The organism is Microbacterium sp. STRO-2N (assembly GCF_057747775.1).
This window is the reverse complement of sequence record NZ_CM173223.1, coordinates 317553-333281: the sequence shown is the minus strand read 5'-3', so window position 1 is coordinate 333281 and position 15729 is coordinate 317553. Positions and strand designations below refer to the sequence as shown.

The window sequence follows — 15729 nt, the reverse complement described above, 5'->3', positions numbered from 1 at the left end:
GCCGCACTCACGCGCCAGCTCAGGGCGTCTGCCCCGAGCTGGCGCGACGGAAGCCGGTCGGCGTGATGCCGTTGACGCGCCGGAACTGCCGCGCGAAATAGAAGGGGTCCGGGTACCCGACCTTGCCCGCGATGGCGGCGATCGTGTCGTCCGTCGTGAGGAGGAGCTCGCGAGCTCGCGCCATGCGATGGCTGCGCACGTAGTCGACGAAGGATGAGCCGGTCGCTGCCGTGAACAGCGCGGAGAAGTGCGAAACGCTCAGATTCGCGGCGCGCGCTAGTTCACCGACTCTGATGGGCTGCTCCGGATGGCGGCGGACATGGTCGAGAGCCATCTGGATGCGGTCGCGACTTACTGCAGGGCCGCGTAATCGGTCCGCGGCGAGTCCTGCGAGTAGGCGCCACGCGGCCCCGGCGGCTTCGTAGAGGCTCGCGGCTGTCTCATCCGCCTCCATTCGCGCGAGAATCTCGCTCATGCTGTCCGTCGCGGCGAGCAGATCGCGCGGTGCGATGCTCGCGTGGGCACGGGCAGGTCCGCATATCGCCTCGCAGAACTCGTCGGCGTCCGGCCCGTCGACGTGCAGCCACCAGATCGTCCACGGATCGCTCGCGTCCGCGCGGTAGGCGTGCGGCGTTCGCGGCCGGATCACGACCGCGTCGCCAGAGCTCACCGCAACGCCGTTCCCACCGACGTCGAGGTGCCCACGTCCCTCGGTGCACAAGATCACGATGAGCTCGTCGGCCCCCTGGGGGCGGACTCGTCCATGGCGATCGGCCCTCGGGAAGTAGCCGGCGTCCGTCACGAGCAATCGTGACGTGATCGCCGCGCGTGACGCGGACGCCGCGAGGGGTCGCGGGAGCACCCGCAATCGCTGCCCGGGGAATCCCTCGGACCGCAGCGGTGGTCCCACGCTCATCTGGTACGCCTTCGGCACCCAAGGTGGCCAGCGGCGTGTGAATAACCTTCGTGGTCGGCCGGCACCACGCGTGAGGTCATCGTATTGCGCCCCCCGCCGCCGCTCTGCGGCGTGGAGAGTAGTTGAACGGGCTGCCTGTGAAGCCCCTCCACGATCGGCACAGCGCTCATCAGGCGACCGTTGGGGAGTTCCACTCGACGATCGTGAGGGAGTGGGCCGCTATCGAAACGGGCGCACCCGCGGCGAGTGCGGTCCTGGTCGGGATGGCAGGTGAAGTCTCGAAGGCCGCTCCGGCATGGAGGTCTGCGGCGAGCGTGATCACACGTGCCTCCGGCAGAGGCCCGTGGGTGGCTCTCGAGAGTTCCACGACCTGCGGCTCGCCGGTCGCGTTCACTATCCGCAGCGCATGTCGACCTGTGCTGCCGTCGACGACGCAGCCGGCCACGAAGCGCTGCTCAGGCAACCGCGGATCGGTGTACTCCTGCAGGAGGACCCCATCGAGCAGATATTCGATGTGCGCCCCGGCCTCGGTGACACGGATCTCGATGTCGTACTCGCGACCGATCTCAACTGAGAAGGGGATGGAAGGCATCAACTCGTCGCGGTCGCCGTCAGCCGTGTAATGCGGGGTAAGACTCCTGTTAAGCCAGGTGCCGAATGCCCATTCCCAGCTGTCGGGTGAACCGACGGCCCCGAAATGCACCGAGAATCCGATCTCCAGTCCCGCCGTGCGCTCGAGTGCGATCGCCCGTGCTTGCACCACGTAGTCGCTTTCGTCCACCCGCACGGGAAGCGTAATCCTGCCGTCGTGCGTGTCCGCTACGATATCCGGCGCAGCGACACCGTTGAGGGACAGCTCGCTGAACGCCACACGGAACCCGGTGGCCTCGACAGCGATGGTGGCGAACTCCTGGCGCGGGCGATTGAAGACTGGGGCCTGCTCGGCCTCGACGGGCACGTGCCGATCGCCGGCGGTCGTAGAGAACAGTTGCTGCACGTAGTAGTTCAGACTCGGCATGACCCGCTCGTTATCGAAGTAGATGAGGTCAGGGGTCCACTGCGTGTGTCCTGACTTGGCAAGGAGCGGCGCGTAGGAGGCGAGACGCACGATGTCAGCGTTGCGCTCGAGCCCGGTCATGTACGCGGCCTCCGCGAGCGCGTTCAGCATGCGGTTCCCCTTCGACCCGTACTCACCCAGGTAGACGGCCGGTCCACTGCGGTCGTACGCGTCGTATCGGTCGACGTTTTCGAAGAACCACTTGGGCGCCTTGTATGAATGCTCGTCGACGACCGGCACCTGCAGTTCACGTGCGAACTGCCATCCATCTTCGTAGTCCGCACCGAAAGCCGCAGGACCCACTGTCCCGATGACGGTGACCTCCGGATGGGCTTCACGGACCGCGAGGAAAATACGAGCGAATCGATCGCGGAACTCAGCCGTGATCTCGTCCTCATTGCCGATCGCGAGGTAGCGCAGACCGAACGGCTCCGGATGGCCGAGGGCCGCGCGACGAGTACCCCACGGTGTCGTCTCGTCGCCGTTCGCGAACTCGACGAGCGCGAGCACCTCGGCGATGTAGTCCGCCATCTGCTCCTCGGGCACCGCGTGCTGGCCGCCGTCTGAGTTCTGACAGCAGACGCCAGCGGCGAGCACCGGCACAGGCGCTGCACCGATCTGCTCGCAGAAACGGAAGTACTCGAGGTAACCGAGCCCGAACGACTGATGGTAGCCCCAGACGTTGAAGTCCGGCACGCGGTCCTGCAGCTCGCCGAGAGTCGCAGGCCATCTGTACATGTTGGCAAGCCCAGAACCGTGGGCCACGCAGCCGCCAGGGAAGCGCATGAACCGAGGGCGCAGATCTTCTATCGCCTCCGCGAGGTCGGGCCGCATGCCGTTCCCGCTGCCCCGGAACACATCCACCGGGAACAGGGACACGACGTCAAGGGCGATAGGCGCACCCGCAGCGTGCAGAACGAGCTGACCGACCGCGGAGGAGGCTTCCGCGCGCAGGGCGATTTCGTACCTGACCCAGTGGTCATCATCGACAAGGATCTCGGCCGTCGTTGACCCGGCGGAGTCCCCCAGAGTGACGGTGAGCCGGGCTGGCTCGGCGGCCCGGGCGAACACCCGAAACAGGTACTCGGCTCCTTGGTCCAGGCGGATGCCGTCGAAGCCGTGATTCGTCAACGTTGCGCCCACTGTGAGGAGCGCATACTCCGGTGACGCCGAAGAGAGCGGGTCGTCTCGCTGAATGGAGACTTCCCCCGTCGTCTCCCACGCTGTCAGCGGTCCCCAGTCCGGCACCTTCGCGTTGGTGTACGCGAATGACCGATTCTGCACGAGCTCCGCATAGAGCCCGCCATCGGCGGCGTAGTTGATGTCTTCGAAGAAGACTCCCCACAGGTCGGGGCTGATCGGGCGCGACACCATATCGTCGCGGATCGTCAGTTTCACCATCCGTAGGGTCCGTCCGCCGGGAGGAGGGGAGTCGGCAACGAGGCGTCCCGATCGCAGACGAGGATGCCATCCACCACCCGCAGAATGGCCGCCTGGATCGACGACCGTCGGCTCTCGTATCCGTCGCCGAGCTGGTTCGCGGAGCGGCCCGGGTGCGTGAAGTACACCACCACTGCCGTGTCGGCGGCCGTGGTCACGACATCGGCGTGGTGACCGGGGCCACCGTCGTCGCGGCGGACGCCGGGACTGTCGAGGATGCGGCCGTGCGACGCCCATTCATGGAGGTCTTCTGAGACGAACACCCCCTGGCCCTCCCACTCGTCGACGATCATCCACCACTTGCCGCCGAGGGCGAATACGTTCGGTCCCTCGTGTCGGCGATGCGCGATCACCCGGTCGCCCACCTTCCACGAATACAGATCGGGACTGTCCGCGAACCATGTCGCGGAGTCGTCAGCCTCGTCTTTGAACCACATCCGGTAGCCGCCTTCCGGCAGCCGCACCACGCAGGCGTCGATCACGAATCGCGAAGAGAGTTCAAGGACGGAACCAAACGTCCAGGTGAGCAGATCGGGACTCGTATAGTGGCGGATCCGGCGCTCGCTACCCGGCCACGAACCCGGCACTCCGCGGATGACCGATACATACATGTGGTAGGTCTCACCGTCGTCGACGATCTCGGGCGCCCAGTAAGTGTGGTGGCCCCATTCCAGATCCAGACCTTCGATCACGCCGCGGTAGGTCCAGGTGACTCCGCGGTCGTCACTCGAGGCAACCCCGAGATTGGAGCCGTGCACCCATTCGACGCCAGGCAGCGACGGGGCATCCGCCCTCCGCGCGGTATAGACCAGCCACCAGGAGTGCTCTGCCCGGTTGAAGACCAGCACCGGGTCGGTGGCTCCGTCGTGCATCGGATCCCGGAACAACGGTGGGTTGATTGGCACCATTCCGTCGCTCATCCCTTCACTGCCGATCCGAGCGATGAGCCCATGAAATACCTCTGCGAGAGCGCGAAGATCACGATGACCGGAAGGAGGTACAGCAATGCGCCCGCCGCTTGGATGTTGATGAGCGGGTTGCCCATCGGATCGAGGTATCCGGCCGACATGGCTACCGCGAGGGTCGTGTTGTCAGCGCTCAGGAGAAGCTTGGGCGCGAGGAAGTCGCCCCAGCTCCAGGTGAACGAGAGCAGCAGTGCCGTCAGGATCATCGGCCTGGCCAGGGGCAGGAAGACGAAGACGAAAGTGCGCCACCATCCGCAGCCGTCGATGATCGCCGCGTCCTCCAGCTCGAGTGGGATCGACGTGAAGAACTGCCGGAACAGGAAGATGAAGTACGGGGTGCCCGCGAGCCCCCAGAGCACCCACGGCCAGTACGTGCCGACCATGCCGAGACGCGCGAAGATCACATAAGTGGGGATCAACGTCGCGACGGCGGGAATCATCATCGTCGCGAGAACGAGTCCGAAGAGGAGGCTGCGTCCGCGGGCACGCAGTCGGGCGAATGCGAAGCCGACCACAGCGCTGCTCGCGGTGGTGAGCACGGCAGTCAAAGTCGCCAGGAACAGCGAGTTGAGCGCGTACTTCGGGAAGTCGATAAGGGTCACGGCTTCGAAGAAGTTCGACCATTGAGGATCGAGCGCGAATAGCCCCGCAGTTCCTTCCGATATCTGAGTCGTGCTGGCGATCGAGGTCAGCACGATGTAGAGGAACGGTACGACGAACAGGGTGATCGCGATGATCAGCAGGATGTACGTGTACACCGAGGCCCGTTGCCCCTGATCGGTCGTGTCCCGCTGCCGCCAGCGGCGGCGGGCCCGGGGCCCCTGGGTGATGGCTTGTGTGGTGGTCATGATGCGTTCCTCCGATCGATCCGAATCAGCTCTTGTCGTCGGTGTCTGTCTGGTAAAACACGAGCCGATTGCTGATCTTCTGCACGATCAACGTGAGCAGGAGGATCAGCACGAAGAACACCCAGAGCATCGCCGACCCATAGCCGAGTCGGTGGTTGGAGAAGAACTCCTTGTAGACCTCGACCATGTAGAGCGTGGTGCTCTCGGGCACGAGCGACAGAACGGAGGTTGCCTTGGTCGATTCGGCGAGCAGCATCGGCTGAACCAACATCTGCAGTGCACCGATAATGCCGGTGATGACCTGGAAATACAGCACGGGGGACACGAACGGGACCGTGATATTCCACATCACTCGCAGACTCCCCGCACCGTCGAGACGGGCAGCCTCCTCGAGTTCCTGGGGCACGTCTTGGAGCGATGCGAGGATGATGATCATCCCGCCGCCGAGGCCCCATAACGTCATGATCACGAGGACGTAGAATGCCCATGGGTCAGCGAGCCAGGTTACTTTTTCACCGCCGAAGAATTCGATGATTCCGTTGACCAGACCGACGTCGCGGTTGAAGAGCAGTCGCCACATGATCGCCGTGGCCACGACCGGCACGACCGACGGCAGGAAGAAGATTCCGCGGACAACGCCTCGCGCGCGGATCCGCTGGTTCACGAGCAGCGCAAGGAAGAATCCGCCGGCGACGCTGAGCGGCACGGCTACGAAGGCGTATGCGAATGTGCGCACCATCGACTCCCAGGCCGCCGGGTCTTCGAAGAATAGGCGGAAGTAGTTGTCGAAGCCGACGAAACGCCACTTTGGCGAGGCGCCGTCGTAATTTGTCAGGCTCAATATTAAGGCGTAGACGATCGGCGCCAACGTCAGCAGGATGAAGCCGGCGATCCACGGCGACGCGAAGGCGTAGAAGGTTCGACCGCGGTATCGCTTCCAGCCGCGCCCGGTCCGCGGCTGAGCGGGTGGACTTTCGCGGTGGGGGCCGAGGCCGCGGGTGCTGTCACCCACGGCCTCGGTTCCTGAGATGGGTCTCAGGTCGGTAGTCATCCCAGCTGGTCCTTCGTCTCCTTGAGCACGACGTTCACCTGATCCTGGATGCTCTTCGCCGCCTCCTCCACTGTGATCTCGCCCTTCGAGAGCGCGATCACCTCGGTGTTCAGGGCATCGGTGAGGACCGTGCCCGCGAGGTACGGCGAGTCTTCCGCGATGCCGATGTGTTCGAGCTCGCCGTTCACAGTTTCGGCTGCCGATGCCTGGAACGGGAGTTCGGTGGGGAGATTGGCCCACAGCGACTCCAGGGCGGGGAGACCCCAGCCGCTCTTGGAACGCTCAACGGCCGGTGCTCCGCCAAAGAAGTACTCCATCACGCGCCACGCCTCATCCGGGTGCTTCGATCCGACGGGGATGTACCCGCCGATTCCGCCGACCACCGGGTTGTAGCGCTCTCCGCCCTTGTCCCAGGTAGGGGCGGGGATCAGCTGCACGTAGTCGCGCACGCCGGCAGCTTCGTCGCCGATGAGGTTGCCGCCGAGCCAGTAGCCGTCGAGCGTGAGGGCCATCTTGCCTGCCTGGAACGACGGGAGATCCCAACCGTCGGCCAGGGGGTTCTCACTCGTCACGCCCGCGCCGCTCGATGCGTAGTCGGCAAGCCACTGGAGCGAGCGGTACGCGGCCTCGTTCTCGAGGTTCATCTCGGTGAGGTCGTCGTTGTATAGCTGCTCGCCGCCCTGGGCAACCATCGCGGCGAGGAGGCCGCCGAGGCCCCACTGCCACTCCAGTCCCAGCCCGTACTCGACCCCGGCGGCCTTGAGCTGCTCCGCGGCACCCAAGAGCTCGTCCCAGGTGGTGGGCTCGGTCGTGCTGAACGGCTCGAGGCCGGCGCTCTCGAGCAACTGCGTGTTCTGCCAGAAGCTGACGTCGGGACTCCAATCCTTGAGAATGCCGAATCGTTCACCCTGTCCGCGGACGGTGCCATCCCACTTCCACGCGTCGTTCGCCGCGAGGAGATCGTCCTCTTCGATCACGTCACTGGCAGCGATGTAATCGTCGAGCGGGAGAGCGAGGCCTCGCGCGAAGAGGTTCGCTGATGGGCCCGAACGCACCAGATCGGGAGGATCGCCCGCGGTGACCATTGCGTTGAGGCGGGCGTCATCAGGCTCGATGAGGTCGATCTTGATGTCCGGGTTATCGTTCTCGAACTCAGCGACCATCTCGGGCGTGAACTCGTTGCTCGCGTACATGACGGTGAGCTCGGTCACTCCGTCTTCGGCCGAACCGGCCGCGCAGCCGCTGAGCAGAAGAGCGCTCACCGCCACGAGACCGGCGGTGGCGCCAATCTTGCCCTGGTACTTCTCCTTGAACATCGCTGTTCCCTTCTTGTGTGCAGGTTGGGTGTTTCTTCGGGTGGGGCCTATTGGGTCACGGCGCGGAATCGCGCACGATGAGGCTGGTGGGAAATTCGACCACCGTGGGATCCGCTGGGGTGTCATCGCACAGGAGTCGCACCATTTCCCGACCGATCTCGTGGAAAGGCTGGCGCATGGTCGTAAGCGGCGGGTCGCAGGTCGTCGCTGTCCCGGTGTCATCGAATCCGACGACGGCAACATCGTGAGGCACTCGGTACCCGCGGGCATGGAACGTCGCGATCGCGCCGGCGGCCATGGCGTCGTTGCCGCCGAACAGCCCCTCAAGATCGGGGGCTGTCTCGAGCACTCGCGTGATGGCAGCGCGGCCGCTGGGGTGGCTCCAGTCGCCCTCGGCGACGAGCGAGGGGTCGCGTGGGATGTCGGCTGCATCCAGCGCCTCGTAATAGCCCTGAAGACGCTCAAGCGATCCGGCCTGGTCGAGTGGCCCGGTGATCGCGGCGATCCTGCGGCGGCCGGTGGACAGTAGATGGGCCGTCGCAGTACGGGCACCCGCGCGGTCGTCGGCACTCACGCTGTGGATCCGTGATTCACTACCGAGTCGCCCGCACGCGACGGTGGGCACTCCCGCATCCACAAGTTGTCCCATGATCGGATCTCCGAGATGTGCCGCCGCGAGGATCACTCCATCGACGTGGCCTGCGAGGAAGTCGGCGACGTTTGCTCGCTGATCTTCAGTGCTCGCGGTCATGAGGATCAGGGTGAGCCCGCGCTGAGCGAGAGCAGAGGAGACCTCGCGGAGCAGGATCGGGTAATTGGGGTCGCCGAACAGTCGGTCCTGGGGCTCGGTGAGCAAGAAGGCGATCGTCATCGCCCGCCCCGTCGCGAGGCTCTGCGCGTGGCGGTTGCGGCGGAACCCGGTGCGGTCGATCGCGGCGGCGATCGCGTGCGCACTCGCCTGGCCGACGTATTTGCCACCGTTGAGGTAGCGCGACACGGTGCCGTACGACACGCCGGCGGTCTTGGCGACGTCGCGGATCGTGGGCCGACGCTCGCCGGGCCGCGACGTCGTGGGCCGCTGTGCGGCCGGCGTCTGGTCGGTCTCGTGCATCGTTGCTCCTGACGTTGGCGCCGGCCGGCGGGGCCAAGGCCGATTGCCTGTAACCGGTGACAGTATGTGCTCTGTAAAGCTTTGTCAACTTGTTTATAAAGTTGCGATCTAAAGTATGGTGGAATCGCACGGGCGAAGCCGCCCGCGAGCGGAGCGAAGGCCGGGATACACGATGACGCGACTAGCAGCCATGACGCGCCTGTCTGTGAAGAGCGCGGGATGGGAATCGGCGCCCGTGCGCCCAGGCATGGCGAACGAGATCGACGTGCGCGCGGGCCTCGACCTGACATCTCACGGGCTGCGTCGAGCAGGAGAAGCGTGGATCCCCGTCTCGGGCGAGATCCACTACACGCGGCTCCCTCGCTCCCGCTGGGCGGATCGAATCTCGCAGATGCGCGCCGGCGGGATCTCCGTCGTCGCGTGTTATGTCCCCTGGCTGCATCATGTTCCCGACGAAGGGAAGCCCCGCTTCGACGGCCGCTACGACATCGCTGCATTCGTCGACCTCGTCCGGGCCGAGGGACTTGACATCGTGCTGCGCATCGGTCCGTGGGCGCACGGCGAGATGCGCAACGGCGGCTATCCCGACTGGGTGCAGGAGCGCGCCGTCGAGCACCGGACGAACGACCCTGCGTACCTCGACCTTGTGCACACGTGGTGGATGCAGCTCGCCGGCGCACTGGACGGCCGCTGCGAGCCCGGGACGGTGCTCGGCATCCAACTCGAGAACGAGTTGTACGACGGTCCCGACCATATCCTCGAGCTCAAGCGCATCGCGCGGGAATGCGGCCTGAGCGCACCGCTTTGGACGGCGACGGCGTGGGGTGGCGCACAGTTGCCCGATCTGGAGGTGTTCCCCCTCTTCGGAGGCTACGGCGATGGCTTCTGGGTGGATCCCGGCGAGCCGTGGGACGTCACTTTCCGTCAGCACTACTTCTTCTCCCACGTGTGGGACGACCCCGGGATCGGAGCCGATCTGCGTACAGCAGCGGCGATCACCGCCGACGCCAGCGATGCTTCGCCGTGGTTCCCGCCCGCGACATGCGAGCTCGGCGGAGGGATGGCGACGGCGTACCACCGACGGCCGGTCGCCTCGGCGACGGACATCGCCGCCGTTGCGCACTGCAAGATCGGCAACGGCTCGGCGTGGCAGGGGTACTACATGTACGTCGGCGGAGCCAATCCCAGCCTGGGGCTGCAGGAATCGCATGCCACCGGCTACCCCAACGACATGCCTGCCCTGTCCTACGACTTCCACGCGCCGATCGACGAGGCGGGACGACTCGCCCCGAGTCATGCTGCACTGCGACGCCAGCACGCGTTCATCGCGGCGTTCGGCGCGCGACTTGGCAATATGCCGTCACACCTGCCGGCCCTTGCCGCCGACGTCGAGGACACCACCACGCTGCGCTGGGCGTTCCGCGGCGACGGCGCCGGCGGATTCCTGTTCATCTCGTGGCACCAGCCGTATGTGCCGCTCGCGACTTACGAGGGGGCCGCGTTCGAGGTGATGTTCGATTCGGTCACCCGCAGGCTGCCGTCGTACCCGATCGACATTCCCGCCGGCACGCTGGCGTGCTGGCCCGTCGGCCTCGACATCGGCGGCGTGCGCGTGGAGTGGCTCACCGCGACGGTGCTGACACTGCTTCCCGGCGACGTCCCGACGCTCGTCGCGACCGAGGACGCGGGCATTCCGATCGAACTCGCCGTCGCTCCCGGTGTGGCCGTCGACGGGAGCGTGCCCGCGCAGGGAAGCCTCACTCTCTCGCCGGGGACGACGCCGATGCGCCTTTCGACGCCGAGCGGCGAGATTGTCGACCTCCTCGTGCTCCCGGCGTCGCGTGCGGACGAGGCGTGGATCGTGACGGATGCCGCATCGACTGCGCAGCGCCTGCTCCTGAGTGCCGACGAGCTCACGTGGACTCGCGACGGTCTTGTCTCGGTCCGAAGCATGCACGACCGGCCGCACGTCGAGGAGTTCCGCGACGGCGCTTTCCACCCGCTCGTCGTGACGCGCACAACCGAGCCCGCCGCGACTGCCGAACTCGAGCCGCGGATCGTTCGCCCGGCCGCGGCCGTCCCGGCCTCGTACGGCTCGTTCGAGAACCGCCCCTCCGCCCCTGCCGACGACGTGATCGCGGAACTCGCGACACGGTTCTCCATCGAGCTTCCGGAGTGGGCGTCGGACCCGGACGCCGTGCTCGAGATCGACTGGGCCGGCGATGTCGGCCAGCTCCGCATCGACGATGCCCTCGCCGCCGACCGCTTCTGGGACGGCACGCCGTGGCGCATCGCGACAGGGGATGTCGCGTGGACGCTCGGCTCGGACGTCGTGCTCGACGTGCTCCCCCTCTCGTCCGCGTCCCGCGTGCATCTGCCTGCCAATGCAGCTAGGCGGATCGCGGCATCCGGCTCGTCTCTCTGCGCCGTGGACCGCGTCGTCCTCTCGCGGCGCGCCACGTGGATCGAATCCGCTACAACCGAAAGGAGAGGCACTCTGTGACCCTCACCGCCCCCCCGTCGATGCCCGCGACTGCCGTCACCACCCGTGTCCGGGGAGTGATCGACGTCGACGTCGCAGGTCCCCGCATCAACCGCCACATCTACGGACACTTCGCTGAGCACCTCGGGCGCTGCATCTACGGCGGCTTCTACGTCGGGGAGGATTCGCCGATCCCCAACGAGGGCGGCATCCGCCTCGATGTCGTCGAGGCGCTTCGCGCCCTCGATATCCCGAATCTGCGCTGGCCGGGCGGATGCTTTGCCGACGAGTACCACTGGACCGACGGCCTCGGTCCGCGTGAGAAGCGTCCCACGATGGTGAACAGTCACTGGGGTGACGTCGTCGAGGACAACAGCTTCGGCACGCACGAGTTCATGGCTCTGTGCGAACTGCTCGGCACCGCACCGTACATCTCGGCGAACGTCGGCAGCGGGACTGTCCGCGAGGCGAGCGAGTGGATCGAGTATCTGACGCGCGCGGACGACAGTCCGATGGCGCGCCTGAGGCGCGGAAACGGTCGCGAGGAGCCGTGGTCTGTGCCGTTCTGGGGACTCGGGAATGAGCCCTGGGGTTGCGGCGGCCGATTCTCACCTGAGGCGTACGCCCAACTCGCGAAGACCTTCGGTACGTATAGCCGCGAACACAACGGGAACGCCGTCTACCGGATCGCGGCCGGCGGCTCGAGCGACGATTACGTGTGGACGGACGTGCTCATGCGCACACTCGGGTTCCGCCTCGGGGCGGGGCATCCCGAGAAGGCGCCGAACCAGCCATTCGAGGCCATCTCATTCCATCACTACACGATGCAGGGGTCGTGGGACCAGAAGGGCAGTGCGACGGGCTTCACGCTCGACGAGTATCACCGCACGCTGCGGGAGGCCTTCCGCATCGAAACGATCCTCGCGGGGCATTCGGCCGTTATGGACGCCTACGACCCGGGCAAGACGATCGGTCTGGTCCTCGACGAGTGGGGCACCTGGTTCGACGTCGAGCCGGGCACGAACCCGGGATTCCTGTTTCAACAGAACACGATGCGCGACGCGATCGTCGCGGGCATTCACTTCGACGCGTTCCACCGGCACGCGGACCGCCTCGCGATGGCCAACATCGCGCAGACCGTCAACGTCCTTCAGGCGATGATCCTGACCGACGGCGACACGATGGTCCTGACCCCGACGTACCACGTGTTCGAGATGAACAAGGGACATCAGGACGCCGCATTCCTTTCCCTCTCTCTCCTTGACGACACCCCGGTCATCGACGCAGCGGGGGCAGTCGTGCCGACTCTCAGCGCATCGGCAAGCCGCCGCGACGACAGCGTTCTGATCTCAGCGACGAACGGCGACACGGTACGCGGCGTGACACTCGAGCTCGACCTGCGCGGCGCGGTCGTCGCTGCGCCCACTGCCCGCATCCTGACCGCGGAGACGCTCGATGCGCACAATGATCCGTCGTCCGCCGAGGCTGTCGCACCGCGCGCTCACGAGCGAGTAGTCGTCGTGGACGGCATCCTGCACATCTTCATCCCGGCGTACTCGTTCGTGACGGTGTCTCTCTTGGTGGTGTCATGAGTCCCCCGCGCGCGCCCCGCTCCGCCGGGCACGCCGCGCGAGCGGGACGCAGCCATTCCGCGGCACGCCCCGCCGTCTGGCATAGTCGCTCCATGGCACTCGAACGTGTGACGATCGCGCAGGTCGCCGCCGAGGCCGGTGTCTCGTCGATGACGGTGTCGAACGTCGTCAACGGACGGCCGGGAGCCTCGGAGGCGACCCGCGAGCGCGTGCTCGAGGTCGCGGCCCGGCTCGGATACCAAGTCAACGTCTCGGCGCGATCACTGCGCTCGGGGCGCACTGGCTTGATCGGCATCATCTCGCTCGACCTCGTCTCGGAGTATAGCCACGAGATCGTGCGCGGCATCGCCGAGTCGATCGTCGACGATGAGCGCGAACTGCTCCTGAACGTGTCGGTCGACGCCGTCCGCGAGCAGGAGCGCATCCAATTCTTCGCCCGCGACCTGGTCGACGGGGTGCTGCTCATCGCCCCCCTGCTCGAACCCACGACCGTCACGATGCTGGAATCGCTCGATGTGCCGGTCGTCGTGATCGATCCTCGTCAGCTCGATGTGCCGCTCCCCCGCGTTACAGTCGACAACTACGAAGGAATGCGCGCCGCGACGGAGCACCTCATCGGGCTCGGACACGAACGCATCGGGTACATCCGCGGAGACGAGGATCTCGAGAGTTCGGCCGTACGGCAGCGCGGCTACCTCGATGCCATGAAGCTTGCGGGCCTCAGTGTCGAAGAGGGATTCGTCACTGAGTCGGGCTTCAGCCAGCACGCGGGGTTCCGCGCTGCGGAATCGCTCCTGGACCGCGTTGCGCCGACGGCGATCGTGGCGGGCGCCGATCTCATCGCCCTCGGTGCGATGGATGCCGCACGGGCGCGGAGGCTCGACGTTCCCCGGGACCTGTCCATCGTGGGCTTCGACGACATCCCGCGCGCCGCGCAGACCTATCCCCCGCTCACGACCGTCCGCCAGCCGTTGCACGACATGGGCCAGGCTGGGTCGCGCGCGCTCATCTCACTCATCGAGGGGCGCCCACTGAGCGTCGAGAACATCCGGATGCCGACGACGCTCATCGTGCGCGGGAGCACCGCGTCGGTGCCCTCGCAGGCTTGACGTCTTAGCTTCACCCAAGCTACGCATTCGCGAGGCGACCGTGAAACCCCATCCACCTGCCGGCGCACGAAGGCTGCAAGAGTCGGAGCTGGCCTTGGACCCGCAGCGTCCGCTCGGTTCTCTCTTGCGCGCGCTGAAGCCGTATCGCGTGCGAGCGGTGGGGATCGCGTCGATCTTCATCGTCAAGGACAGTCCTCTTTGGCTCCTCCCCGTCATCGTCTCGATGGCGGTCGACGTCGTCGTCGCCGGAGGCCCGCTCACATCGCTTTGTGTGCTCGCGATCATCGGCGCGATTTTGCTGCTGCAGGTCTATCCGATGCATGTCCTGTTCACGCGGCTCTACATGGGGATGATTCGTGCGCTCGGGGTGACTCTGCGCAATGCGGTGACAGCGCGGCTGCAGACGATATCTATCGGCTACTACGCGCGTACGAGCGCTGCCGTCATGCAGAGCAAGATCGTGCGCGACGTCGAGAACATCGAGCTGATGTTCGGGCAGATCGGTAACCCGCTGGGGTCGGCGATCGTGGTACTCTGCGGCGCGGTGGTCATGACCGCTCTCACCGTCCCCCAGTTCCTACCCGTCTACGCGCTCGCGATCCCGTGCGGCATCGGGGTCTGGCTGCTCACGCGCCGACGGTCGCACCGCCGCAATGAGCAGTTCCGGCGGCAGATGGAGCAGCTTTCACGACGCGTTGGCGAGATGACGACGCTCATGCCTGTGACGCGTGCGCATGGTCTCGAAGACGTCTCGTTCGATCGGGTCGCCCGTGTCGCCGAGGGCGTCCGCGACCGCGGTCTCGACCTCGATATGGTGAATGGGCATTTCGGGGCCCTGAGCTGGATCACGATGCAGCTTCTCGCGATCGGCTGCCTCCTCGGCGCAGGGGCTCTGTCGGTCTCAGGGCTCGTGCCGATTACTGCCGGACAGGTCGTGCTGCTCGGCACCTACTTCACAACACTGACCGGCACCGTCATGACGGTGCTGAGCTTCATGCCCATTATCGCCAAGGGGCGCGAATCGTCGCGTTCGATTGCGGAAGTGCTTCAGGAGCCCGATCTCGAGGTCAACGAGGGTAAGCACGGTGTTGACGGCGTCTCGGGGCGCTTCGAGCTGCGCGCCGTCACTGTCGTCTACCCCGGGTCGGACTCCCCAGCCCTGGACGCCATTGACCTCGTCGTCTCGCCGGGAGAGACCGTAGCATTCGTGGGCGCATCGGGCTCGGGCAAGTCGACGCTCATGAACACCGTCCTTGGATTCGTGCGGCCGACGTCGGGCACGATCCTGCTCGACGGCCGCGACATGCAGACGCTCGACTTGCGCGCCGTCAGGCGGCGCGTGTCGGTCGTCCCGCAGGAGTCGATCCTGTTCGAAGGAACGATACGCGAGAACGTCACGTATGGCCTCGGCGGTGTGCCCGACGAAGTCGTGCGTGACGCGCTGGTGCGTGCGAATGCCCTCGAGATCGTCGAAGCCCTGCCCGCGGGTTGGGACACCGTCGTGGGCGAGCGCGGCGCCCGGCTCTCGGGAGGTCAGCGCCAGCGGCTCTCGATCGCCCGCGCGCTGATCCGCGACCCTCGCGTCCTCCTGCTGGATGAAGCGACCAGCGCGCTGGACTCGGAATCCGAGCGGAAGGTGCAGGAAGCTCTCGAACAGCTGATGCACGGCCGGACAACCCTCGTGGTCGCCCACCGACTCTCGACGATCATGCACGCCGACCGAATCATCGTGCTCGACCGCGGACGCATCGTCGAGGCAGGCACGCACGACGAGCTGCTCCAGAGCCGCGGTCGATACCGGCAACTGTGGGCGGTTCAGTACCGTTGAGGAACAGGTCGCGT

The 15729-nt window shown here is 66.0% G+C and carries 11 protein-coding genes; 4 read left to right on the top strand and 7 right to left on the bottom strand.

Annotated features, from left to right (window positions below; genetic code table 11):
• Positions 1 to 19: 19 nt before the first annotated feature.
• The 7 genes from AC3ANN_RS01345 to AC3ANN_RS01315 form a co-directional block, all read right to left on the bottom strand.
• Positions 20 to 916 carry an AraC family transcriptional regulator gene (locus AC3ANN_RS01345; protein ID WP_488339217.1) on the bottom strand — a complete coding sequence of 299 codons (897 nt, stop codon included), beginning with the start codon at positions 914 to 916 and terminating at the stop codon, positions 20 to 22.
• A 169-nt stretch (positions 917 to 1085) separates the two neighbouring features.
• Complete coding sequence (locus tag AC3ANN_RS01340) at positions 1086 to 3374, bottom strand: alpha-L-arabinofuranosidase C-terminal domain-containing protein (RefSeq protein ID WP_488339216.1); 2289 nt, start codon at positions 3372 to 3374, stop codon at positions 1086 to 1088.
• Positions 3368 to 4285, bottom strand: coding sequence for a family 43 glycosylhydrolase (locus AC3ANN_RS01335; protein WP_488339215.1), 918 nt, complete (start codon positions 4283 to 4285; stop codon positions 3368 to 3370). The genes AC3ANN_RS01340 and AC3ANN_RS01335 overlap by 7 nt, the downstream gene beginning before the upstream one ends.
• Positions 4286 to 4329: 44 nt before the next feature.
• Entirely contained in the window at positions 4330 to 5226 is an 897-nt protein-coding gene (locus AC3ANN_RS01330; RefSeq protein ID WP_488339214.1) for a carbohydrate ABC transporter permease, read from the bottom strand.
• 25 nt (positions 5227 to 5251) lie between these two features.
• Entirely contained in the window at positions 5252 to 6277 is a 1026-nt protein-coding gene (locus AC3ANN_RS01325) for a carbohydrate ABC transporter permease (protein ID WP_488339213.1), read from the bottom strand.
• Positions 6274 to 7593, bottom strand: coding sequence for an ABC transporter substrate-binding protein (locus tag AC3ANN_RS01320; RefSeq protein ID WP_488339212.1), 1320 nt, complete (start codon positions 7591 to 7593; stop codon positions 6274 to 6276). The genes AC3ANN_RS01325 and AC3ANN_RS01320 overlap by 4 nt, the downstream gene beginning before the upstream one ends.
• 55 nt (positions 7594 to 7648) lie before the next feature.
• Positions 7649 to 8704: a LacI family DNA-binding transcriptional regulator gene (locus AC3ANN_RS01315; RefSeq protein ID WP_488339211.1), complete on the bottom strand. Its 1056-nt coding sequence runs from the start codon at positions 8702 to 8704 to the stop codon at positions 7649 to 7651.
• Positions 8705 to 8894: 190 nt separating this feature from the next.
• On the opposite strand from AC3ANN_RS01315, the gene AC3ANN_RS01310 reads away from it, so the two are divergent.
• From AC3ANN_RS01310 to AC3ANN_RS01295, 4 genes are all read left to right on the top strand, one after another.
• Positions 8895 to 11207: a beta-galactosidase gene (locus AC3ANN_RS01310; RefSeq protein WP_488339210.1), complete on the top strand. Its 2313-nt coding sequence runs from the start codon at positions 8895 to 8897 to the stop codon at positions 11205 to 11207.
• Positions 11208 to 11227: 20 nt separating this feature from the next.
• Positions 11228 to 12778: an alpha-N-arabinofuranosidase gene (locus AC3ANN_RS01305; protein WP_488340888.1), complete on the top strand. Its 1551-nt coding sequence runs from the start codon at positions 11228 to 11230 to the stop codon at positions 12776 to 12778.
• A 92-nt stretch (positions 12779 to 12870) separates the two neighbouring features.
• Positions 12871 to 13887: a LacI family DNA-binding transcriptional regulator gene (locus tag AC3ANN_RS01300; RefSeq protein ID WP_488339209.1), complete on the top strand. Its 1017-nt coding sequence runs from the start codon at positions 12871 to 12873 to the stop codon at positions 13885 to 13887.
• Between the two features lie 157 nt (positions 13888 to 14044).
• Positions 14045 to 15715: an ABC transporter ATP-binding protein gene (locus tag AC3ANN_RS01295; RefSeq protein WP_488339208.1), complete on the top strand. Its 1671-nt coding sequence runs from the start codon at positions 14045 to 14047 to the stop codon at positions 15713 to 15715.
• Positions 15716 to 15729: the final 14 nt, after the last annotated feature.

What these genes read in the sequence shown, in the direction of transcription:
- AC3ANN_RS01300 (WP_488339209.1), top strand. Translation starts at nt 12,871, where the DNA reads ATGGCACTCGAACGTGTGACGATCGCGCAGGTCGCCGCCGAGGCCGGT.
- AC3ANN_RS01335 (WP_488339215.1), bottom strand. Translation starts at nt 4,285, where the DNA reads ATGCACGACGGAGCCACCGACCCGGTGCTGGTCTTCAACCGGGCAGAG.
- AC3ANN_RS01315 (WP_488339211.1), bottom strand. Translation starts at nt 8,704, where the DNA reads ATGCACGAGACCGACCAGACGCCGGCCGCACAGCGGCCCACGACGTCG.
- AC3ANN_RS01320 (WP_488339212.1), bottom strand. Translation starts at nt 7,593, where the DNA reads ATGTTCAAGGAGAAGTACCAGGGCAAGATTGGCGCCACCGCCGGTCTC.
- AC3ANN_RS01325 (WP_488339213.1), bottom strand. Translation starts at nt 6,277, where the DNA reads ATGACTACCGACCTGAGACCCATCTCAGGAACCGAGGCCGTGGGTGAC.
- AC3ANN_RS01340 (WP_488339216.1), bottom strand. Translation starts at nt 3,374, where the DNA reads ATGGTGAAACTGACGATCCGCGACGATATGGTGTCGCGCCCGATCAGC.
- AC3ANN_RS01305 (WP_488340888.1), top strand. Translation starts at nt 11,228, where the DNA reads ATGCCCGCGACTGCCGTCACCACCCGTGTCCGGGGAGTGATCGACGTC.
- AC3ANN_RS01345 (WP_488339217.1), bottom strand. Translation starts at nt 916, where the DNA reads ATGAGCGTGGGACCACCGCTGCGGTCCGAGGGATTCCCCGGGCAGCGA.
- AC3ANN_RS01330 (WP_488339214.1), bottom strand. Translation starts at nt 5,226, where the DNA reads ATGACCACCACACAAGCCATCACCCAGGGGCCCCGGGCCCGCCGCCGC.
- AC3ANN_RS01310 (WP_488339210.1), top strand. Translation starts at nt 8,895, where the DNA reads ATGACGCGCCTGTCTGTGAAGAGCGCGGGATGGGAATCGGCGCCCGTG.